This window comes from Enterovibrio sp. QJM3NY_24 (assembly GCF_057786035.1).
This window is the reverse complement of record NZ_CM173519.1, coordinates 670,950-694,158: the sequence shown is the minus strand read 5'-3', so window position 1 is coordinate 694,158 and position 23,209 is coordinate 670,950. Positions and strand designations below refer to the sequence as shown.

Here is a 23,209-nt window from a genome sequence, read left to right as displayed (position 1 = left end):
CGTAGCTAGGTCTTTCCCTCGATACTATCTCCTGGAAATCTTACCTATATTAGTGTTCATTCTAAATTTGCGCGCACCAACTTGAGTTAGATACTTGACTGATGATACCAACTGAGTATCTGAAGAAAAGAAAAATAGAGGTAGTGAATGGATTCATTCTCCAAACAAGCTGAAGAAGCAATTAAATACAGTGCAATTCAAGATCTGTATCTTCGCGCACGCCTGAAAAAACGCTGGTTTGAACTCACCGAATCAGCCAAAGAGTTGATTAAGAACCAAGATGCGAGTTCTCTTACTAAAGCAGAACAGTTACTGTCAAAAGCATTGAAGTTAAGCTCAAAAGAACCGTTAGCGAAAGCGTCAACTTGCCACGACTTAGGCGTTTTACACTTTTCATATCATTCAAAGCTAGCAGGAGGCACATACCAAAACCTCAACAAAGCGGTTCAGTACCTTAGTCGCGCAATCAACACCCCACAAAGGCAACACTATCCTGACAAATATGCATCAAGTCTTTCTCAGTTGGCGGCAACTTATCGAAGAGCAGCCCACGAATACATTTGGCCAGACGAATGTGTCAAATGTCTAGAGAAGGCAAAGTCCCTACACGAACAAGCAATTGAGCTAATTAATAAAAGCTCAATACCTCAAGCAATTAAAGACGGGCAACTTTCCGTTGTATATTTCAATCTGGCGAGTGTGCTTTTTGACCAAGGAATGAATCGTGATGCTTGTGAGTCACAAACGAAGTCTGTGGAACGTTACTTAGCTTTTCAAAATTACAATCTTCCACAATTTATGAACGTCATGCGACCAGATCAAGCTCTTGGATTAAGCTTTGCCAGATTAAATCACTTCTCAGATTCAAAGAAATATCAAGATATATGCAACTACATTCTTCAGGTGGCGCCGAGTTATGAACTTGACCCCATAACATTGTCTACCATCAATCCTTTGGTAGACATAACAAGGCCTGAAGAAGAAATATCGTATCTGGTCAGATCGGTAGAAAGTGAGCCTTCAGAGAAAAACATTAAGAAACTACTAAAAAAGCAGTTTGAACTCATGAAGGTTCGGCAGACTTGCGATACGGATGCAGAAGCAGACCAGATAGCTCACCGAGTACAAATTTTATGCTCAGGGCTCGCTCGAATCTTAGTTTCAAAAAATGACTCAATAAAGGCATTGCAGTTACTTGAAAACTGCAGTGCCCTTCGGTTTTGTGAAAGTGCTAACAAACACTGGCTAGTTCCATCAGATAAATACAGTCAATTATTAAGGGATGACTTACTTCAATTAGGAGCCACTTACTTTAACCTAAATGAATTGGCGTTGATGTTGGAGAACGTGGATAAGGCGAATATTAAGCCCGTACTACAAAGCGTCTACGAAACCTCTATAGAAAGGTCAGCATTAGATAAAGTGAGAGAGTCAACACTATATTACAACGCTGAGAGATACCCTGAAGTCATTAATGATGCGTTAAAATCCAACGATCCCATTAGTTATTTTCGCCAACTATCTATCAAATGTTTAAATGACTTTCAAAAAATAGAATCCTTAATTGACCATTTGGACCCTGATTTTGCTCAACGGAGAATTAATGATAACTCAATTGATTCTCACGATTTTGAAAGAGCATTACGTGAGACGCCTGGACTGACCCTTATAAGAATTGACATCGAATCAAATTATAATGACGCTCTTATTCTGGTTGCTGAACTAGTGAATGAACAGGTTGTTGTTACTGCTCATAGTGTTAATCTTCCTCAAGAGTTAGTAAACCATACTGGTGAGTTCACCAAAGGTGAAACCGACTACATTTCCACATGGTCTTTAGATTTTATTAACTGGGAAGACATCCTACCAATTGGTTGTAAGCGAATAGGTTTACTTACTTCCTTTTTTGCGTCTCAAATACCTTGGATCGCTACCGGGCTAAAAGGTAAAGAGCTATTTACATTTGTCGATGAGGTAAATTGGCTCCCGACAGTGCTATACCTTTGCAATCATGTCACATATTTTAATGAACGACGTGGTGCTAGCTGTATCAATGGTGGTGATACTCACTTCCATGATTTAGCTAACCGGCACATTTCAAATCAGTTGAGTAATGTATCAAAAATTGACTTTATTGATTCAGTGAGAAACAACGAGGCGGTAGCTTATTATGGGCACTGTGCTCATGCTCCCCCTTGCAGACCAACTCTTAAAACGAAGCATTTCGACTTGAATGATTTAGAGTTAGTAAATTACATAAGTGGAATGAATCGGTTTGAATTTTGGGCTTGCCAGAGTGGTAGTAATATCCCTTTAAGTGTCTTCTCTATCCCCGTAAATGAAGCATTCGGTTTTGACATGCGGATGATAGAGTGGGGCGCAGTGACTTCAATTGGTTCTATGTGGGAACTGCCTGATATTGTTACAGCGCATATCAAATCTCACTATGATCAACTTGTTAAAAGTGGTACCTCGCCATCAAAAGCCCTACTTGCAGCTCAACGCTGGTGGGTTTCACAAGGAGCAAAAGCCGAACTTAACAAAATGAGAGAGATAGGGCTGACACCATATCTAAATACTCTAAGTTGTAATGAAACTGTGGATGGGCTTTTGGGGCCAATGAAGACAAAAGACTCGCGGCATGAAGATGAGCTAAAACATGCCGAAAAACTATTCCTACATCCTTCCTCTTGGGCTGGTTTGAGGTTTTGTGGGGTTTCAGAAAAAATCAAAGAAGCAGTTTGCAAAGAGAAAATAGACCTTACGGCTGATGAAACCAGTCAACTAAAGAGTCTATTAGCCAAAAAACATTTGAAATCTGGGTTTATAAATTATGCATGATGGCCTTGAAGAATCATTGCCGATAACTGATTGGAGTGTAGAAGGCCGCAGAAAGTACCTCGAACAGAACATAATTGTTGTTGAGTTGATACTGTATGAGAGTCTTGAGGTTTTCGATGAGCGAAGAGTATCTCTTGCCTTTAAAAGTCAGGATAACGCTAAAGATCAAATAATTAGTTTGTTTTCATCCGATAGATTTAAACTCGGGGAGTTACCAATAGGTATCCCCCATGATATCAATTTATTCAGCCAAATTAACTTCTGGTGCAAGCTTAAAACAGGAAAGACATTTTCTGGGGTACAGCGACTCGTAGATGAAGAGATCGAACTAATTGATGCTCAGTCAGAGGTAGGCACTTTTGAAGCCGATCTGAATAAACTGTCACATTGCCTAGCTATTTATAGTGATTTGGTAGCCGCAAACATGATTTATTTTTGGCTACAGGCTAACAAGAAGCTATTGGACGAATTAGGCAATGTAGTTCATCCACTTAAGCACGACAAGTCAGTATGCGTTGTAAAGAGCCCTACTAGATATAAAGTTGACTCATCATTTAGGTATCTTTGCGTTTTTCTAAATATCGAGTCGCACATCCCTGATTTTCACTTGTATAAGAGTAAATACTTAACAAAAGGAGAAAACAAGCCGCAGTATACTGCGAAGAAAAACGAAAGGGAGTCTCACCATACAACCAGTGAAATTAGATCTGTTGTGACAAAAGTTATTGATTACTTTTATAGAATTCATGGTGATGAACCAAGCCTTCTATGTATGGCACTATTTAAATCCATAGGAAGTAAGACTCTATTAGATCAATATAAAATCAAGAGTAACGATTGTACAGACATTGATGAACTAAGAGATAGGCTTACTGCATTAAAGTTCCCCTTCAGGGAGAAAATTTAATATGACTTTAGATAAACTTTCATTGGACGAGATGGTTCAAGGCCGAAACACTGATACAGAGGACTGGAAAGAGCTGATTAAAGATCCAGAGCGTGAGCGAGTTTGGCACGAGGCTGTTAAGCGTAGAGAGAGTCTTGATCGGTTTTGCTATTTTGCCGCCAAATGGCCGCAGTTTGTTAGTCATTACCAGCAAGCAAAGGGCTTTGTGAAACAGTCTATCAACTCTCCAAAAGTCTCTCTAATCAGTGAAAAGGAGTTACTAGGTGACTTAGCTTTGACACTAAATGAAAAAGATGGGGTAAAGGATCCGCTTCTTGTTACTGTCGAATGGGGAAGCCAACAGATAATTGAGGTTCATGGTGAGCAAGCCGTTCTCTTCTACAGTGAGTCGCGGGTTCAAATACACTATAGATACGAGGACTTAGAAGGCTGGATAACTTCTGAGGATAAATGGAAGTTCTCTCCTGATGAAGGAGCCGTAATGCTCACATTCATAGATGGAGATGTGATAGAGGGCGATCTGGATGAAAAAATAAACCATTCAAAATCAGTGAGTTACATTGCTTTAGTGCCTTCAATGAAATAAAAAGCGAAAAAAAACGATTTTCTATGCGTATGGGAGTACCACACAAAATAGGTACTCCTAAATGCAAAATATTGTCTTCGAATTCAAACCACAGAACTCTGACCTCATCACTTCTAGATCTCGTGACTGCATCTTTTTCGTTCATAAAAATATCTGGCAACAGTTGTCGAATTCCACTCAGAAAAAAACACTCCGTTTAGTAAGAGACATTACAAATGGCATTTCATTAACTTCGCTCGGCGGTCAAGTAGTCAAATCTAACCCATCACTGATTCGATTCAGAATCGGACGTAGTTTTCGTTTGGTCTTATCAAGAGGAAAAGACCGCCTTACCTTTCGACTCTGTCGCAGACAAGGTTATGAAGCGCAATTCAAACGTTTTTGATTTGGTCACTAAGCAAAACCATTAAGTGTGCAACAACGAACTTCACAGCGCTTTACGAACACTTTAAAGATCTAAAACTATGAGCCTTGTTATGAAAAAAATTAAGAAATGTCTATTGGTTACTTTTGACTTTACCCAAAGAGGAAGAAGCGCAACAAGTTTTGCCGCTGGGGTTCTTTTGTCTGCGTGTAAACAACATGATCTTTATGGTTTGCGATTTACTGTTGATCATTTTCCTATACAAATGATTAAGAGTAATGAACGCAACTTTACACCAGCCGATCTAGCTAAAAATATTAACGACCACTACAAGTTGGAAGATCTGCACGGACTAGCAATCTCTTGCTATGTGTGGAACACCGATCTGATAGAACCATTGATTCAAAAATGTAGAGACATGGGATTTAGGGGCAATATCATTCTCGGGGGATACCAAATAAATGAAAAAACTTGCCAGTCACTTTATCCTAGCGGCGATATATACCTTCCAAGCTATGCAGAGGTGTCACTACCTGAAGCTTTTATACATGACAGGGTGCTTCACAAATTAGTTGTATCCAAGCCAGTTGTTTTTGGTGCATTCGGGTCCCCCTATCTAAATGGTTCAATAAATCTGGAAGATAACCAAGCGATGATACATTGGGAAACCCAACGCGGTTGTTTCTATGCTTGTTCGTTTTGCGCTCACCGTGATGTCGCTAATAATAGGGTTCATGAGTTTCAACTGGAAACCATCAAAAAGGAACTGTTACTTTTTAAGAAAAAAAGAGTTAAGCGAGTCAACATCCTGGACCCCATATTTCGTAAAGGGCGCCGGTCCTACGAAATTCTGGAGTACGCCATTGAGATCGGACTAGAAGCAGAACTTGTGTTTCAAGTGCGCTTTGAAGACATTAATGAGCGTTTGTTAGGCCTATTTTCTAAACTCAATACTTACCTTGAGTTCGGTTTACAAACAGCAAATCAGGCCGAATCTGTTGTAATTAACCGCCGTAACAACATTAAAAAAATCTCTTCTGCTATTTCAATGCTTCAGGAGAAAGATGTGTCATTTGAAGTCAGCCTAATCTATGGGTTACCAACACAAACCCTGAGTAGTTTTGAACAGAGCATCCAATTTCTTCTAGAAAGAGGAGTAACATGCATTAAGGCGTTTCCCCTGATGCTATTGGAGGGAACACAACTTTCATTTGATAAAAACTTGTATGGGATCAAAGAAGGTCACATTGATCAATCAGGTATCCCACATGTTATTGAGAGTGACAGCTTTACTCACGAGGAATGGATTTCGATGAGAGAGTTAGCAGAACGGTTAACATACAAGAAATCGTAGTATCGTCATCGTCAGTGCGTCAACGCCGACTTAAGACTGATCCACTTAGCGGCGTTACCAAAAAACCACTGAACATGGAGTGGGTGTATCACATCAAAATATACAAATAATCTGATATTTCCAACGCAAAAAATCATGTTTTCTTAGCAATGCTACTCAACATGGTTGGCAACTTTATATATATCGCGCTAAGCTTATGTATCAAAAGAAGTTATGGTGATGGGTGAAAATTAGCCACTAATTTTAGCACCAAGAATAACACCAAAGCCCCCTCGCCCACTTAACTTTATCTATATGAATCATAATACTATTTTCTCGGTTCAACTCCCGCCAGCCCACCAATCGATTGGAAAAGGCCAACCTGAAAGGGTTGGCCTTTTTTATTATCCGATCCGCCTGAATCATGCCGTTTTTGATTAATACTTCACACTTACAATATAAATTATCCGTCATAAGGGATATAACATTGCGTATACCCTAAAGGGGATATAGCTTTGAATATAACGTGTAAGGGATATTTCTTTATAGGGAGCGGTTGTGATGATTTATAGTCCGCAGCAATTAGCAAACCACTTAAAACTACTTCGCACTAAGCACAAGCTCACTCAAGCAGAGCTCGCCCAACGTGTCGGTTTGAAGCAAGCTACGTTGTCCAACTTTGAAAATAACCCCGACACCACACAACTCAAAACCGTGTTTAAGATCATCCAAGCACTTGGCGTGAAAATGGACATACTCTCAGAAGAGAAAGCACCCATAGCAAAAACCGATGAAGAGGTGTGGTAATGGAAACGTTAGTGGCCTATATGAACGGAGAGCGTGTTGGTGAATTCATAAAGCTGGCGAACGGCGCACATGAATTCCAATACGATGCGCAATGGATTGAAAACCCTAAAGGCAGGCCGCTATCACTTTCCTTACCGCTTCAATATAAAAAGCACGCTTCCAGCCACGTCATTAACTACTTCGATAACCTGCTACCTGACCTTAGTGAAATTCGAGACCGTATCGTAGCGCGCTATCAAGCCGACTCTCGGCAAGCCTTCGATTTGTTAAAGCAGGTGGGTAAAGACAGTGTTGGAGCCATCGCGCTCTATGAACCGAATGAAGATACCCCCGCGTTCAAGCAACTAGACTATGACGTTCTCACCAATGATCGCTTGGAGAAAGTCCTCAGTGCTTACAAGGCCAACATCCCTTTAGGCATGCTTAGTGATGAAGAGGATTTCCGTATTTCCGTCGCTGGCGCACAAGAAAAGACCGCACTTTTAAAGCTGGGGGATGATTGGTGCATTCCTAAAAACGCCACACCAACGACGCATATCATCAAGTTGCCCATTGGCGAGATAAAACAGCCCGACGCCACGCTTGATATGCGCGACAGCGTCGAAAATGAATACCTCTGTCTGCTACTTGCCAAAGCACTCGGCCTTAACGTGCCCAACGCAGAGATCATTCACTCCAACGGCATCAAAGCCCTTGCCGTTGAACGCTTCGACAGACGTTGGTCAAAAGACGATGCTTGGCTATTGCGCCTGCCACAAGAAGACATGTGCCAAGCGTTTGGTAAACCTTCAGCCATCAAATATGAAAGCGACGGTGGTGTGGGAATTAAAGACATCATGACCTTACTTCTAGGCTCAAGCAATGCGCTCGAAGATCGCGACGCCTTCATGCGCTTTCAGGTATTCCAATGGATTATCGGTGCAACAGATGGGCATGCGAAAAACTTCTCGATTTTCCTTGGTGCAGGCGGCAGTTATCAACTTACCCCCTTCTACGATATACTTTCGGCTTACCCCCTATTAGGAGGCAAAGGGCTACACCGTCGCTCCCTAAAGTTAGCCATGGGACTAAAAGCCAACAAAGGCAGGAAGTACAAACTTGATAAGATTTTTGCTCGACATTTCTTAGCCACCGCCAAAGAGGTGGGCTTTAGCACACAGAGAATGCAGGCGATCTTGGATGAGTTTGCCAACCAGCTTCCTTCAGCCATCGAGCAGGTCAAACGACAGCTTCCAGAAGCATTTCCGGCGCATGTTTCGACGGCGATTTTTGAGCAGTCGTTGCTAAAGGCGAGTCGGCTGACAGACGACTAACAAAGCAAAGAGTCTCTAGCTATGGCCAGAGAAACTCCCGCTTTTGTTATATTCAACCGATCGCCATCCAACTCAAGCCACTGCGAGCTTAGCAGCCTGTTGCCACATAAAGTTGGGCATTGGCGTTTGAAGTTTCCAAGTGATGCTTAACGGTTGCGAACCCGTATGACTCACGTATTCCACTTCCCCGTAGTTTACAAACCCCATAGTGCGGCCGTATTTGTCCTTGGTCTGTTCTCGCACAAAAAGAAAGAGGCGCTTACCGATTTCACGATGATCTATGTACTCTTTACCGCGCCCGCGATCAGGTCTCGCGCTGTTCTGTGATTGCCAGTGGAATAGGCTCTCATTGATCGCGTAATCGTGGTACATCGTAGTTGGAGAAAACTGTTTTTCGTTTTTGTCTAAGGTGACAAAAAACAACTCAATATTCTGATCTTTAATATTAAATAAGCCTTCTCGTGAAGGTGGTTGATGCTCAAATGTGGTTGCGCCAAAGCCTACCAATATCTGCTCACGCGCGTAGCGTGCATGCAGGCGAAGTGGAACGTTGGGTAAAGAGGGCATCGCTGGTTGATCGTGTTTAGTTTGTGCCAACTTCCACTCGATCACATCGGCTAACTCTTGATTGAGCGCCAGTTGATTAAGTTTCGCCATGCTCTCGGAAAGCGTTCGAAAACCCAAATCAGGCCCCGTTTTTTGCCAAAAATCGTAGTGGCACATTAGCGTTCGCGGATCTTCGCTTTCGTCAAAGCTAAAACGACTCAGACAAAGCTGCTGTAAGAACAGCAAGTAGTAATGATCGTCACAGGTCAAAATACGGTTGTGTATCGCTTTTTTGACCAGCTTTATTGATGATTCATCAGAGGTTTTATTGTCACTGGCTTTATTAACAAGCTCGGTCCAACTGCCGCGTTTATACAGCTCGTTTAGGTCAATATGCGGGTGATGAGATAAGAAATTCTTCAGCGTTAATGGTCGCGAAGAGTGTTGCGGATACTGACGGATAAGCCCCACAAGCCTTTTGAGTGTCAGCGTGGCTTGGCGAATATTGTCCAATACCATCTCTTGTGTACGTTTAGTAAGCTCTATACGACAACCGAGAGGAGCATGCGGAAACCCTTGCTTCACTTCATCCGAAATGGCTTTCTCTGTTTTCCCCACCAACGCTCTAAACTTATTCGCAAAGTCATATTCATGATTAGAGTTACCAACAAAGTCCAGCACCGTACAGCACTCTTTCCCATCGGCTAAGCGTAAGCCTCGCCCTAACTGCTGAAGGAAAATAGTGAGACTTTCTGTTGGGCGTAGAAACAATAAAGTATCCACTTCAGGAATATCGACGCCTTCATTAAAGATATCGACCACACACAAAATGTTGATTTGACCGGAGCGAATCGCCTGCTTTTTTTGCTGTCGTTCATGGCTGTTATCACTGGTCAATACATCTGCTTTAATCCCTTTCAACAAGAACTGCTGAACCATGAAATTCGCATGAGCTCGACTCACACAAAACGCCAAAGCCTTTATATCGCTAATTTCAGTCACGATCTCCTGCAAACTACGGAGAATTTTATCTACTCGATTTTGGTTATGCGTATAAAGATTGGTTAACTGCGAAACATCGTAACGACCGCGATTCCACGAGATACTGCGAAGATCCGTATCATCATCAATGCCAAAGTATTGAAACGGGCAAAGGTGTCGGCGATTAATGGCTTCGGGTAAACGAATTTCAGCGGCGATCACACCGCCAAAATCGTTGAGTATATCCCCACCATCATGGCGCTCAGGTGTTGCAGTTAGACCCAATAAAATCGAAGGTGAAAAATAATCAAGCACTTCACGATAGCTCGCAGCCGCAATATGATGCACTTCGTCAATCACGATGTAGTCATAGTAATCCGGCGTCAATTTAAGATGCTGCAACTGATTGTTCAACGTCTGGATCGAAACAAACAGCTGACGATAGTGCTCTGGTGTGTTTCCACCAACCCATAGTTCGCCAAATGCGCTATTTTTCAACACACCGCGATACGCTTCCCTAGCCTGACGCAATATCTCTTCTCTGTGAGCAACAAACAGAAATGTGGCATTGGGTTTGTCTTTGATAAAACGGGCAAAATCAAAAGCAGATATCAGCGTTTTTCCCGTCCCTGTTGCTGCTACCACAAGGTTCCGATAGCGTTGATGCACTTCGCGCTCAACCAACAGTTGCTCAAGAATGTCTTTTTGATGGGGAAAAGGCGTAATCTCGAAAAAGTGTTGCACACTTTTGTCATTCCCAAATTTTTGCTGTTTCAATGCTCGCTTTAACTTTTCCACGCTGTCTGCTTGACCATCAAAAAGCTCAAATTCGTTCGATGCCCAATAGGTTTCAAACGTACTGAGTGACTTCTTAATAATGTGCGGAATTTCTTTCGAGGTGATCTTCAGGTTCCACTCAAGGCCATTGGTGAGCGCCGAATGAGACAGATTAGATGAGCCAATGTAGCCCGTGTGATATTCAGTATCACGCAAGAACAAATAGCTTTTGGCATGGAGTCGCTCACGCTCTGTGTTGTAGCTTAGTTTGACTTGGGTATTGGGAAGGCTTGCTAGATACTCAACCGCTTTGGCATCCGTCGCCCCCATGTAAGAGGTGGTAATAATTTTGAGCTCACGTCCACTGGTGGTAAACGCTTCTAATTCTTTACGGAAAATTCGAATACCTGTCCATTTGATAAACGACACCAGCCAATAGATCTTATCTGCCGACAAGATCTCGCGTTTAAGCTCTGATTCCAATGACAAGCCTGCATTGCTACCACAGAACAATTCGCTCTGCGTCAGACCAGTAAGCGGAAAGATATTTTCAACATACTGCTTCAAATTGGCTGAAATAGGGTTTTCTAACTCATACAGCGCAGTGAGTATTTTCCCTTGGCTATCAAGCAAGTTTTCTTCGATAAATTCTTTATCTTGGATTTGGTCTTTTAACCACATCAACAAATCATTAGAAAGCTCTATCTGTTTTTGTAACTGGTCGTCCCCCGAAGGCACTGAGCCAATCGCATAATCCAAAATATGGGTCAAAAAACGAGATAGCCAAACAGACGCTTCGTTGACATTGAGTTCACGCTCACCCACATAGAATCGGTCTCGATCCAGACGGCTATTAATGAGTTGTGTAATGAGCTGCTCGTAGATACCACTTTGCTTCATAGTCTGCCTTTCATACAGGCCAAAACACACAGTGTATATCGACCTGAAAATAATAATAAAAACGTTTCATTTTAATTGGTTAAAAACATTTCACAGAGAATACTTTAAGCATTATTCAAAAATAAAAAACGACTATCACCACTCCCCCACCAGCAACCGACTTTGAACTCCTGCCACTTGTAACTTCATGGATTCAAACACAGATTCAAAATCTCTTTCTGTTGACGTGAGGTTGGGGAGTGACAACGCGGCTTCGCAGAAGAAGCGCGATTGCGCGAGATCTTCACCCCATGCCAGTTGCCAGAAATCGAGGATCAGCGGCTTGGCTTTTTGCAGGCGTTGTTTGGATGGCACACGATTGAGCTTGGTGAGGTTTTCTTTTTCCGTGGTGGGGAACAGGTTCCATCTGTCATTGTTCGGCCAATAGGCGAACGGAAGACAATGATCGACATGATATTTATCGTTCAGCTTGGTGTTGCTCCACACACTGACGATTTGATGTTGGTTTTCACGCAACAATTCAATGCGTTTTCGCACGTCTCGCGTGTCGTGGCTGGCACCTATCCACGCTAAACAATCGTGATAGGTTTGCAGTGAAATCGCGCGGCGTTGGTTTAGCTCATAGCGCTTCATTTCCGCTATCCACTGGTTCACCACCAGCGGCTCTATCCAACTCGCGTAAAGCCTCAAGCAATCCCACAGGCTTTCTTCTAAGGTGAATACCCCGAAGCTTTGCAAAAACTCACTGTCAATAATAAAGCTAGATTTGGCGTGAACCTTGGTGCGTTCCATCTCAAACAAAGGTCTGGTGATATCACCACGATAGGTGAATTTGACGGGCCCCGCTTTGAGTGTGTCGATGGTATGCCGCATCGCCTTTTGCAATGCTTGTGCATCTTCACCAGTGAAAAACGCCCCGATAGAAAGATCGTCCGGCGTCAGGTGTTTTAATTTGTGCCAACCCTCGTCTTTAACAAACCCCAATCCTTTATTGGCATCGCTGTTTTGTTGAATCCCTTGTCCGTCACCCACGTCCGTATCAAGCAGGCGTTTGTACTGGCGCATCCAATACAGTGCGACCAAGCCCAATGGAATGGCAATACGCTTGTCAGAACGATCAATCACCGCGCCGGGATGTGCATCGGCAATGCGTAGCAAGGTGCGAAGCAACGCAAGCTTGTAAGTGGCTGATTTGCTGTCGTTGACGATCACGTGACGCACGGTGAGCAAATCACCCGAACCATCATCCGGCAGGGTTAATACGACGGTCTGCCACTTCACGTCATCACGGCCCAGCGCATCGGCTTGCACGGGTGTTTGCAGCCTTATCTGAAGCGCATGATCTTTGGCGAACTGCTCAATCTCCTCAACGGAAACTGAGTGAGCTTGCCTTGCATCATCAAAGCCGCCGTGGCGAAGCGTGATCACCAGTCGCCCATTGGGTGCAAGCAGGTTGGCCAGTTTTCGAAATGCGCGTTCTCTGTCACTCGGCGCGATGTGCATCCACACGGCAGAAAGCAAGATGCAGTCAAAGCGAAGGCTAAGTTGATTGACTACTTTCAGTTCAGGCAAGGTGTCTGAAAGCCAAGTGATAGGAAGAGATTGCGTGCGTGACTCACCAATTGCCCGAAAGCTATCGGCAGGCTCTACCGCATAAACATCACAGCCTTGGTTCGCGAACCACGTGGCATCCGCGCCATTGCCTGCGCCCACATCCAACACTTTGCAGGTGCCATTGCTGCCATCAGGCCAAAAAGATCGCCAGCTCTCATGAACCCGTTCAAAGCTCACTTGCTGATACTGGTTATCCAGCTGTTCTGAATGTTGATGGTAAAACTGGATAGTTCGATTCATAAGAGACAAGTTTATAAGTGGTTTATCAATTGTACTTTGTATGGACTTTTATGCACGCCTAACAAAGAAAAACGCGACCGTGGCTGCCGATTCTAAAGGCAGTGGCATTGAACAAAGACAGCTGGCCATCAAGCCCTTATCACATATCGGCACGGGTCATTTCCCCCCTACAATTGAAACCTGCTCGCTTAGTTGCCATCATTACGCTTGTGCGTTCTAAGTTTGGTGCGCTGAAATGCAAGCGATGGAGAGCGGCGGTGCGACATTTGGTCTTGGGGTTATTGTTTCTTGTATTTGCAGCGCCAACACTGGCAGCATGGGACGAGACTGCCTACGTGAAAAAGGCATTCAAGATTATTGCCCTCAACAATGAGTATGATGATAAAACCCACCCCATCCGCAAGTGGCACCAGCCAATACGGATTTTCATTGATCACCGCGTGGGTGATGACAAGCTTCACACCATGCTCACCACCATTCAGATCAACGATTTAGCACGCGCCACAGGGCATGACATCAAACTGGTCGATGACCCGGAAGAAGCCAACATTCGGATGGTGTTTACCCGCCAAGGCCGTTGGCAAGATGAAACCCGAGAATTGTGGCCGACAGCGGAAGACTTCCCTTTTCATGGCGCGATCTGCATGGCGCATATTTCGGTGACGCCAAAGACAGAAATCCGAAAGGCGCTGATTGTTATTCCTGTCGACCTTGCCCGTGAACGCGGCAAACTGTTTGCCTGCGTGGTCGAAGAAATCACTCAGGTGATGGGGCTGCCGAACGATTCAGATAAGGTCTTCCCCTCCATTTTTAACGATGCCTCGAAGAACAACCTGATGACGCCGCTAGACATCACGTTGCTTCGGTTGCTCTATTCATCTGAGGTTCGCGCTGGCATGAGTGAAAAACAGGTGATGCCGTTGCTGGACGCCTGGTTCAAACAAAACCCTAATTGGTCAAAGCAATCGACTGATCTCTATCTTCAAAGTAAGTTCATTACTGAGTTTGGGTTGAATTGAGGGGCGACGACTTTCAATTTTGATACAACCTTAGTAAATGTTGTCTAAGTGCTTGTACATACTGCATCTTTAACCAATAATGTTACGGTAACATTATTGGTTGGCTCAATGTATGAATCAAAATTTTAAAAAGAATCGCGCAACGCTTCAAGACGTAGCAGATACCATTGGTATCACGAAGATGACGGTCTCTCGTTATCTTCGAAACCCCGACACGGTCGCCGCAAAAACCCGAGAGAAAATAGCGCAAGCCATTGAAGATCTTGGCTACATTGAAAACAAAGCACCGGCGATGCTTTCCAAGTCATCCAGCCGTGCAATTGGCATTTTGCTTCCCTCTCTGTCCAATCAAATCTTTGCCTCTTTCGTTCAAGGAATAGAATCCGTCACGAAAGCGCATGGCTATGAAACCCTGCTGGCTCACTTCAGCTATGACGAAGTAGAAGAAGAGCATAAAATCGCCTCTCTCCTTTCTTATCAAGTCGATGGGCTTATCTTAACCGAGAGCCATCACACACAGAAAACCCTGCAGATGATCGAGAATGCAGGCATACCTGTGGTGGAAACCATGGAACTGCCAGACACCCCCATTGATATGGCTGTAGGCCTTGATCATATTGCCGCATCGTATGACGTTGTGAATCGCATGATTGCTTCAGGCAAACGTTCAATTGCCTATTTTGGTGCTCGCCTTGATTCCCGCACCCAATTACGAATGGCGGGTTACGATAAAGCATTGAAAGAGGCTGGATTAGCACCAAAGCATATTCTGACAGGCGAGCATTCCAGCTATTCATTATCGCTGGCCTTCTTAGCCGTGCGTTAGAAGCACATCCAGATTTGGATGGCGTGTTTTGCACCAATGACGATATTGCCATCGGTACATTACTGAGCGCACAGCAACGGGGGCTGAAAGTGCCCGAACAGTTAGCGATTGTGGGGTATAACGCGCTAGATATTGGCCAAACCGTCATGCCAAAACTGACGAGTGTGGATACACCTCGTTATGAAATTGGCGAGAAAAGTGCAGAGCTTTTGCTGGCAAGGCTGAGAGGTGATGAGATTGAAAACAAGATTGTCGATTTAGGCTATCAAATTACGAATGGTGAAAGCCATTAACTGAAAACACACAGGGCGGCTATTTGGCCGCCCTGTGGTTATTGGCATCACTGATGCGCTCAGTATCAAAGAATGAAGCTTGCGCCTTCCTCTGCGCTTGTCACGCTCTGACGCATCACTTTAAACATGTTTCGTCCCCACGTTTGCTGTAAGGCTTCAGTATCTAACTCAATCGGCGTTCTGCCCTGGGTATCAGCCAAGTTGTTCAACTCGCCCGTTTCGCAGTTCACAGAAATTATATCGCCTTCATGCACCAGACCAATCGCCCCACCACGAATGGCTTCTGGCGAAACGTGAATGGCAGAAGGTACCTTACCCGATGCACCAGACAGACGACCATCAGTGACCAATGCCACGCTAAAGCCGGCTTTTTGAACATTACCCAGAATCGGCATCAACTTGTGCAGCTCAGGCATGCCGTTTGCCGCGGGGCCATTGTGTGTCAGCACCACAATGCAGTCTTTGCTCAGCTCGCCACGCTTATAGGCCGCTTCCACTTCATGCTGGCAACGGAACACTGCCGCTGGCGCTTGAATAATGCGCTGATCCGCTTTTAGCGCAGACACTTTGACAACCGCTCGTCCAAGGTTGCCATCCAGAACGCGCGTGCCGCCCGTGCTTTCAAAGACTTCACCGCTCGCCGCAATAACGGCTGCGTCACTTGAACCATGGCAAGCCTGCCAGTGCAATTTGTCTTCGTTAAGGCTTGGCAGTGATAGTTGGTCTTCAAAAGAACCAAATACAGGAACCACATCAGAATGCACCAACTGCGCTTCGTGCAGACGATGCATCAACGCCGGCACGCCGCCTGCTTGTTGGAATGCATTCATGTCTGCTGGGCCATTTGGATATACTTTGGCCAACAACGGAACAACATCTGACAGATCGCTAATGTCTTGCCACGTCAGCATAATGCCCGCCGCACGTGCGACAGCCAGCATATGAATAGTGTGATTGGTGCTGCCGCCTGATGCTAACAGCGCAATCACGCCGTTGATCAGGCTCTTCTCGGTCACGACCTCAGAAAGCGGGCGGTATTGCGCAGAATCTTTGGTCATTGACGCGATCTTTGATGCCGCGTGATCTGTCAATGCCGTGCGCATGGCTGAATGCGGGTGAATGAACGCAGAGCCCGGAAGCATCAAGCCCATTGCTTCAAACACCAACTGGTTGGTGTTCGCCGTGCCGTAGAAGGTACACGTACCCGGCGCGTGGTAAGCGCTACATTCCATGTCTAGCAACGCTTCTTTGCCCACTTCGCCTGCTGCGTAGCGTTGGCGCACATCGACTTTTTCTTCGTTGCTGATCCCTGTCGCCATCAAACCCGCAGGCACGAACGCGGTCGGTAAGTGCGCATAGGCCAATGCGCCCATGAGCTGCCCTGGTGCGATCTTGTCACAGATACCCAGCAGCAAGGTGGCGTCATAGCTATTGTGGCTTAGTGACAGCGCAGTTGACTGCGCGATGAGATCGCGAGAAAACAACGACATGTCCATGCCTGGCTGGCCTTGTGTTACGCCATCACACATCGCAGGCACGCAACCTGCAACTTGTGCGGTGTGGCCTTGTAATGCCAGCGTTTGTTTAATTTGGTCTGGGTAATCTTTGTAAGGCTGGTGCGCACTTAGCATGTCATTGTATGCACTGATAAGTGCCACGTTAGCGCGAGTCAGATCGAGAATTGATTTTTTCTCGGATGCACAAGATGCAGCCACTGCGTGCGCTAAGTTGCCGCAAGAAAGTTGGTTACGACCTTTCCCTTCGTCAGCTTGCGCTTTGGTGTGAGCCAAGAACATTTCGCGGGTTGCACGGCTGCGTTCAATCAAACGCTCGGTGACTTTTTTGACGACAGAATGGATCATGCAAACACCTCATTCCTTTCCAACACAGCTTGTGCGGCATGCTCGACCACACTCTGAATATCGCAATTGATGCTGACAACAATCGTTTGAGGCTCGTTATCGGGGCGGTCTAAGGTTTCAAACTGGCTTTTCACCATGTTCTCTTTCATAAAGTGACCTTTGCGGGTGCGCATACGCGCCATGATCAATTCAAAGTCGCCATCAAGAAACAGGAAGGTCACGTTACTGTTTCCTTCACGTATCTGATCACGGTACTTTTTTTTCAATGCTGAGCACACGATCACACCATGCTCATTCTTACTTTCTAGACTGTAAGCCGCATCGCGAATACGCTCTAGCCAAGGTTTGCGGTCATCATCATTGAGCGGTTCACCTGATGACATTTTTTGAATATTGGCGCGTGGATGGAGATCGTCTCCATCGATGAATTTGCGATCAAGCCGTTTAGCGAGTAACTCTCCAATGGTGGTTTTTCCACTGGCACAAACGCCCATCACGATGACACTACTTCCAGCCATGACTCATCCTCTTTACCAAATTTGCGCGTGCTCTCAATTTTGGAATTCACTTTGAAATATGGGTTTATCTTACGAATGTTATCGGTAACATGTTACCGGTAACGTAAGCAAATGTGAACTCACACACAAACAATAACAATGCTAGAAAAGGTGTAACTATGGAGCAGTTAGTTCAACCCTCAGATCCTACGTTTTTGTTAACCATTGCTGTGTTCGCTATCGCGGCGCTCTTGGTATTGATCATTAAATTGAAAGTGCATGCGTTTGCCTCACTGACCATTGTCAGCTTGGGCACAGCGATTGCGACTGGCGTTGCGTCAGAACAAGTGGTACCGACCATGATGAGTGGTTTTGGTGGCACATTGGCTTCCGTCGCGCTGCTTGTTGGTCTTGGCGCGATGATTGGTAAAATCCTCGAAGTGACGGGGGGTGCGCAGGTTTTGGCTGACACGCTGATCGGTCGATTCGGCAAAGACAAGGCGCCTCTCGCCCTTGGTATTGCTTCACTGCTGTTCGGTTTCCCTATTTTCTTTGACGCCGGCCTTGTGGTGATGATGCCTATCATCCTGAGTGTTGCGAGCCGTTTCGGTGGTTCTCCGCTGAAATACGCACTGCCATCAGCCGGCGCATTTGCTGTCATGCACGGCTTCGTTCCCCCTCACCCAGGCCCAGTTGCTGCTGCAGAGTTTCTCGGCGCAAACATCGGTCTACTGTTGGTTGTTGGCCTGCTTGTGGCCATTCCAACATGGTACTTTGGCGCGTATCTTTTCGGCCTGTACGCGGGTAAGAAGTTCGATATTCCTTTGTCTAAAGCCTTCTTCAACGGTGATACCGTCGTTGATGAATCAAAGCTGCCTAAATTCGCCACGGTAATGAGCATTCTGGTGCTGCCTGTGGTACTTATCTGTCTCGACACAGGTCTGCACACGTTATCTGTTGCGGGCATCATTGACGGCAAAACACCGCTGGTTGAATTCCTGCGCATGCTAGGTAAAACACCCGTTGCATTGCTTATCACTTTGCTGGTCTGTTTGGTGGTTTTTGCCAAAGATTACGGCATGGCGAAGCTTGAAAAACTGTGTGGTGACTCGTTAGCACCCATCTGTGGCGTGGTATTGGTGACGGGTGCTGGCGGTATGTTCGGTGGCGTGTTGCGTGCAAGCGGTATTGGCGATGCATTGGCGGGCGTACTGACAGACACAGGCATGCCAGTGATTGTCGCGGCCTTCGTTATCTCAACGTGTCTTCGCGTTGCACAAGGTTCAGCGACCGTTGCACTGACAACCACCGCAGCACTGATTGCCCCTGTGGTTGCATCGACTGTAGGCCTTAGCGAACTCGATTTATGCTTTATCGTTATCGCCATTGCGAGTGGCGCGACGGTACTTTCACACTTCAACGATTCAGGCTTTTGGCTGGTATCTCGTCTACTCGATATGGATGAGAAGACCACGCTGAAAACATGGACCGTGATGGAAACATTGTTAGGCGGTATCGCATTTATTATCGTCGCAACACTTAGCTTTATTTTGTAGAGGTAAACAATGAAAACGATTGAACAGCGACTAAAAGAAATCCAAATCGTCCCAGTTATTGCGATTAACGATGTCGCTCACGCTCTGCCTCTGGCAAAAGTGTTGGTAGAAAACGGCCTGCCATGTGCTGAAGTCACTTTCCGCACAGAAGCGGCAGCGGAATCTATTCGTATTATGCGTGACGCCTACCCTGAGCTACTGATTGGTGCGGGCACCGTGCTGACGACGGAACAGGTCGACATCGCGATTGACGCGGGTGTGGATTTCATCGTGAGCCCGGGCTTCAACCCAACCACTGTGAAATACTGTCAGCAGCGCAACATGCCAATCGTACCGGGTGTGAACAACCCAAGTTTGGTTGAGCAAGCCATGGAAATGGGCCTGAAGACATTGAAGTTCTTCCCTGCTGAGCCTTCTGGTGGCGTTAACATGCTAAAAGCACTCGGTGCGGTTTACCCTGTGAGCTTTATGCCAACAGGTGGCGTTAGCCCAGCCAACGTTGATCAGTATCTTGCGCTAAAAAGTGTTGTCGCATGCGGCGGTACGTGGATGGTACCGACTGACATGATGGACAACGGCGACTGGGACGGCATTGCCGCGTTGGTCAAAGCGGTTTCCGAGCGTTAATCCCGAAACAGAACGCAAACCTAAGCCGAGCTCACCGCTCGGCTTTTCTCTATCAAATCACTCCTCATCAAATACGCAATTCAGTGCCCATTTCGAGCCAGAAATTGCCCCCGCATGATCTGCCTTTCGCTTTTGGTTTCGCGTCATTGTAATCACCTCGTTTGTTCGGTATTTAACCTACAAACAAAAATCATCAGGGAAGAATCAGTGGCGTACAGGGTTGTGAAAATGTCCGAACTCGCATCGTATGAGTTCGGTCAGGTTGAGGGGGCGTTTTCGACGTTAGATGAAAGAGCGCTGGCCGCGGTGTTGCCGCAGGATATGGCGTTAGATAAATTCAAATCGAAACTTGAAGCCGGCGAATTTGTATTGCTAAGCGACGCGCCGATCACGCCCGCTCTCAGAGCATCCAACACCTCCTATGGTGACAAAGTCTGGCAAGTTAACCCTGCTGCTGAATCTCACTTTTCACCACAGGCAAAAACGGCGTTTGTGTCTCGCTCCAAAGCGTCTGGCTTCACCTCTCGCTCAGGCTCTGAATCTCAATCCGCCCCTGATGTGCCTTACACCCCCGAACCCAAGGCCGTAGAAAAAACAAAAAAACCTGATCAAGATTATGAGTATCTGTTTGAGGTTGCCTGCACTGAGGCCGTGCTCGCCAGTGAAATCGGTTGCCAGTTTGCATTGGGTAAAACGCCCAAAGAAGCCAGTATTGTCAGTTGGCAGACCAAGCTTTCTGAAATAGGCACAATTTTTTCTGCCAAGGCCACGGATGACACACCCCGCAGGCTCATCGCTAAAGTCGCGGCAACTGAAAAAGGCGTGAGTAGCCAGCCTCCTGTGAAACTCAAACCCAAAGGCACTGATGCGGTTCGGGAAGCGTTTATTCCTATTGTCCCTGCCATGCAGTTAGGGTCGCGTTTAGGCTTTCCTACCGACGGGTATTTCTACCATTTTCATGAAGGAAAACTGGTTCAAGAGTACAAGATTTTAGGAGAAGGCCGCTGGGCATTTCAGGCGACTCGCTCTACCCATACCGCGCTCAACACTGAGCCGGGGCTGAATAAGTATCAAGGCGCTATCCTGCTTTATTGGAAAATCGACAGCAAAGTCGTCACCAACCAGCACCTTGTGCACCTCGGTTCCCCTATCACGCGGGAACAACTCGATAACCTCAATGAAGATTGGCTAGCTGAAAACGGCATTGCGATTGATATACCAGCCCTGCTTGCTGTCATAAAAACCACCACAGCCACCGAGAAGCCGTACAAGCCGTACAAGCCACAAACCTACAATACCCATGCAGATGTTACTTATGAGCACAAAGAACGCCTGCTGATGGGCTCGACGCTGAAAGCGATAAACAATACGCGCTTGGTCGAGAGTGGGTTGCCCGTGGTGAATGTTAAGACATGGGGGGAAGCCAAGTTGGCGTTCGATTTGGGCTATTGCCAGATTGAAGAAACCCAACCATTGGAACAGTTCTGGAGCAACCTGTTTTCAGACGAAACACCCACTGACATTCAGGAACTTATCAAGAAATACAATGAGCATTTGAATAATCCCGCCAGACAGGGGGAGATTGTTGTTCTGCCGACAGCAGAGCCAGAGACCGAGGAAGAAAGAAGCCGTCTTGATGCACTGATTGAAGAAGCGAAAGCGGCAAGTAAAGAGCTGGGCAAACTGACGGATGATGCAGTGGCTACCGTAAACCGTCACTTTGAGCTTTTGGACTACTATGCGTCGGAAACATTAAAAACAGTTAAGGAAGATGGACTTCCATCAGATGCTTACGCGCATGCCTCATTGGGAGTTGGGGCTATAGCTGCAGGTATTGGACAGCATCTTGATAACATTAATGGCATATTACTGGAAATTAATAGCTTGTATGTATCGCATGTGGCAATGGCAAACCGTGTTGGTGGGATAAACTATGGAGCCTTCGTCACCGAGCGAGCTGCTCTATTTAAAAAATTGGATGGGTCTTTCGCTGCCCTTTCGAAAGGCAGTGTCAAAGTCCCAGCCTATGTGCAAGTTCGAAAGAACTTAAAACTGTCCACTAAGTCGGTTATCCACAATGCCAATGAAATTATCGCGAAAGGCGTTGTCCCAAATCTGGGCAAGCGCATGGCAAATGTAGCTATGGGAATGTTCGCATCGAAAGGGCTTGGATATGTCAGTATTGCCCTAGGTGCAGCAAGCGGAATTAACAATATTTACGAAGCTTGTTCGTTAGACACCCCTGATAATTGCGGAAGGGTTGTAACCAGAGAAACCTTTGGATTTGGCGCAGGTATCTTGGGAGGGGTTATTGGTGGCAATCTCGCTATGGCGGGTATGGCGCTATTAATTGGCATTGCCGGCATTACATCCGCACCTATAATCGCTATAGCCACAGTCGGTGCAGTTGTGGGAGGAGGAGCCTTTGGTGGTATAGCTGGTTCAACTGCTGGTAAAGCGACTGGAGATACTGTGTACCTAGCATATGAATGGATTGGGGATATTTTCTAGTTATGTCGGATTTTGGCTCAACACTCATACTAATGCTTGCCATTGTAGGGACGCTATCTCTCGCTTGGATTATTCCGGGCATTATCTCTTTTTGCGTTGTTTCTCTGGGGAGTTTTAAACACATCATTTATCTTGATAGCCAGCTAAGCAGAAAATTAAACGAGCTTTATGATGAGGAAGGCAACCTAAAGAACATGAATTTTTTGAATATTGGCGGCCGTTTCATAACCTATTGTTTTACTTTTCCATTTATTCAAAAGCATGCCCAATCAATGCCAATTAAATACAAAGTATTTATGTGGTTGAACTCTGTTGGCTTCTGGAGCCTTATGGTCACGATGCTTCTGGCCTTTCTCGTTCGACATTTACACATCTTGAGTTAGACACAAGCAAATCACAATGGAATGGTACGAAGTAGCAATTGTGCTCATCAGCGCACTTTTCGGTGGTTATCTAGTCATTTGGGCAATTCCTGGAACGGTTATGAGTGCCATGGTTGCACTCGGTGATGTTGAACGAATTGTATTTATTGATAAACAACTTGCTAAGAACCTGAAGAAGTATTATGACGAGAGAGGTTATTTAAAGCCTGAATATCAATTGTATACTTCAATTGGCACACGACTATTTGGCTACTGGATTGCTTATCCATTTATTAAGAAAAGAGCTACCACCCAGTCTAAAAAATTCAGGCTATTCATGTGGATAAATTGCCTGGGAATGTGGAGTTTGGTTGGTACAACGTTTTTTGTTTGCTTGGCAAAGTTGCTGGGAATTATTCCCTAATTCTGACCTTAAAAATGGATACC

General features: G+C 45.6%; 17 protein-coding genes and 1 pseudogene. 14 read left to right on the top strand and 4 right to left on the bottom strand.

The window, feature by feature from the left end; genetic code table 11:
• Positions 1–147 precede the first annotated feature (147 nt).
• The 7 genes from AC3CIC_RS02930 to AC3CIC_RS02900 all read left to right on the top strand — a co-directional run bounded on the left by AC3CIC_RS02930 (position 148) and on the right by AC3CIC_RS02900 (position 8,151).
• Entirely contained in the window at positions 148–2,841 is a 2,694-nt protein-coding gene (locus tag AC3CIC_RS02930; RefSeq protein ID WP_488515306.1) for a CHAT domain-containing protein, read from the top strand.
• Positions 2,834–3,748 (top strand): hypothetical protein, encoded by a 915-nt coding sequence (locus AC3CIC_RS02925; RefSeq protein ID WP_488515305.1) that lies wholly within the window; start codon positions 2,834–2,836, stop codon positions 3,746–3,748. The genes AC3CIC_RS02930 and AC3CIC_RS02925 overlap by 8 nt, the downstream gene beginning before the upstream one ends.
• A 1-nt stretch (position 3,749) precedes the next feature.
• Positions 3,750–4,334 (top strand): hypothetical protein, encoded by a 585-nt coding sequence (locus tag AC3CIC_RS02920; RefSeq protein ID WP_488515304.1) that lies wholly within the window; start codon positions 3,750–3,752, stop codon positions 4,332–4,334.
• Positions 4,335–4,395: 61 nt separating this feature from the next.
• Positions 4,396–4,719 (top strand): ParE family toxin-like protein, encoded by a 324-nt coding sequence (locus tag AC3CIC_RS02915; protein ID WP_488515303.1) that lies wholly within the window; start codon positions 4,396–4,398, stop codon positions 4,717–4,719.
• Between the two features lie 91 nt (positions 4,720–4,810).
• Positions 4,811–6,052, top strand: coding sequence for a B12-binding domain-containing radical SAM protein (locus AC3CIC_RS02910; protein WP_488515302.1), 1,242 nt, complete (start codon positions 4,811–4,813; stop codon positions 6,050–6,052).
• Positions 6,053–6,592: 540 nt separating this feature from the next.
• Positions 6,593–6,838: a type II toxin-antitoxin system antitoxin HipB gene (gene hipB, locus AC3CIC_RS02905; protein ID WP_017007461.1), complete on the top strand. Its 246-nt coding sequence runs from the start codon at positions 6,593–6,595 to the stop codon at positions 6,836–6,838.
• Positions 6,838–8,151, top strand: a complete 1,314-nt coding sequence (locus tag AC3CIC_RS02900) for a type II toxin-antitoxin system HipA family toxin (protein ID WP_488515301.1) — start codon at positions 6,838–6,840, stop codon at positions 8,149–8,151. The genes hipB and AC3CIC_RS02900 overlap by 1 nt, the downstream gene beginning before the upstream one ends.
• A gap of 72 nt (positions 8,152–8,223) precedes the next feature.
• Here the strand turns inward: AC3CIC_RS02900 and AC3CIC_RS02895 are convergent, their stop codons facing one another.
• On the bottom strand, positions 8,224–11,355 hold the full coding sequence (locus AC3CIC_RS02895; RefSeq protein WP_488515300.1) for a DUF3427 domain-containing protein: 3,132 nt from the start codon (positions 11,353–11,355) through the stop codon (positions 8,224–8,226).
• A 135-nt stretch (positions 11,356–11,490) separates the two neighbouring features.
• Positions 11,491–13,209, bottom strand: a complete 1,719-nt coding sequence (locus AC3CIC_RS02890; RefSeq protein WP_488515299.1) for a class I SAM-dependent methyltransferase — start codon at positions 13,207–13,209, stop codon at positions 11,491–11,493.
• Positions 13,210–13,466: 257 nt separating this feature from the next.
• On the opposite strand from AC3CIC_RS02890, the gene AC3CIC_RS02885 reads away from it, so the two are divergent.
• A complete protein-coding gene (locus AC3CIC_RS02885) occupies positions 13,467–14,228 on the top strand; it encodes a DUF2927 domain-containing protein (protein WP_488515298.1) in 762 nt (253 codons plus the stop codon).
• 112 nt (positions 14,229–14,340) lie between these two features.
• Positions 14,341–15,347, top strand: a pseudogene (locus AC3CIC_RS02880) (LacI family DNA-binding transcriptional regulator).
• A 65-nt stretch (positions 15,348–15,412) separates the two neighbouring features.
• On the opposite strand, the gene edd reads toward AC3CIC_RS02880, so the two are convergent.
• Positions 15,413–17,209, bottom strand: coding sequence for a phosphogluconate dehydratase (gene edd / locus AC3CIC_RS02875; RefSeq protein ID WP_488515297.1), 1,797 nt, complete (start codon positions 17,207–17,209; stop codon positions 15,413–15,415).
• Positions 17,206–17,727: a gluconokinase gene (locus tag AC3CIC_RS02870; RefSeq protein ID WP_016959774.1), complete on the bottom strand. Its 522-nt coding sequence runs from the start codon at positions 17,725–17,727 to the stop codon at positions 17,206–17,208. The genes edd and AC3CIC_RS02870 overlap by 4 nt, the downstream gene beginning before the upstream one ends.
• A gap of 158 nt (positions 17,728–17,885) precedes the next feature.
• Here AC3CIC_RS02870 and AC3CIC_RS02865 point away from each other — a divergent pair, with 158 nt between their 5' ends.
• From AC3CIC_RS02865 to AC3CIC_RS02845, 5 genes are all read left to right on the top strand, one after another.
• Positions 17,886–19,262 carry a GntP family permease gene (locus AC3CIC_RS02865; RefSeq protein WP_016959773.1) on the top strand — a complete coding sequence of 459 codons (1,377 nt, stop codon included), beginning with the start codon at positions 17,886–17,888 and terminating at the stop codon, positions 19,260–19,262.
• A gap of 9 nt (positions 19,263–19,271) precedes the next feature.
• The gene (locus tag AC3CIC_RS02860; RefSeq protein ID WP_016959772.1) at positions 19,272–19,889 is read left to right on the top strand and encodes a bifunctional 4-hydroxy-2-oxoglutarate aldolase/2-dehydro-3-deoxy-phosphogluconate aldolase; all 618 of its coding nucleotides are present in this window, start codon (positions 19,272–19,274) and stop codon (positions 19,887–19,889) included.
• 228 nt (positions 19,890–20,117) lie between these two features.
• Positions 20,118–22,400 carry a hypothetical protein gene (locus AC3CIC_RS02855; protein ID WP_488515296.1) on the top strand — a complete coding sequence of 761 codons (2,283 nt, stop codon included), beginning with the start codon at positions 20,118–20,120 and terminating at the stop codon, positions 22,398–22,400.
• 2 nt (positions 22,401–22,402) lie between these two features.
• Entirely contained in the window at positions 22,403–22,783 is a 381-nt protein-coding gene (locus tag AC3CIC_RS02850; RefSeq protein ID WP_407332303.1) for a hypothetical protein, read from the top strand.
• 16 nt (positions 22,784–22,799) lie between these two features.
• The gene (locus AC3CIC_RS02845) at positions 22,800–23,186 is read left to right on the top strand and encodes a hypothetical protein (RefSeq protein WP_016959767.1); all 387 of its coding nucleotides are present in this window, start codon (positions 22,800–22,802) and stop codon (positions 23,184–23,186) included.
• Positions 23,187–23,209 lie beyond the last annotated feature (23 nt).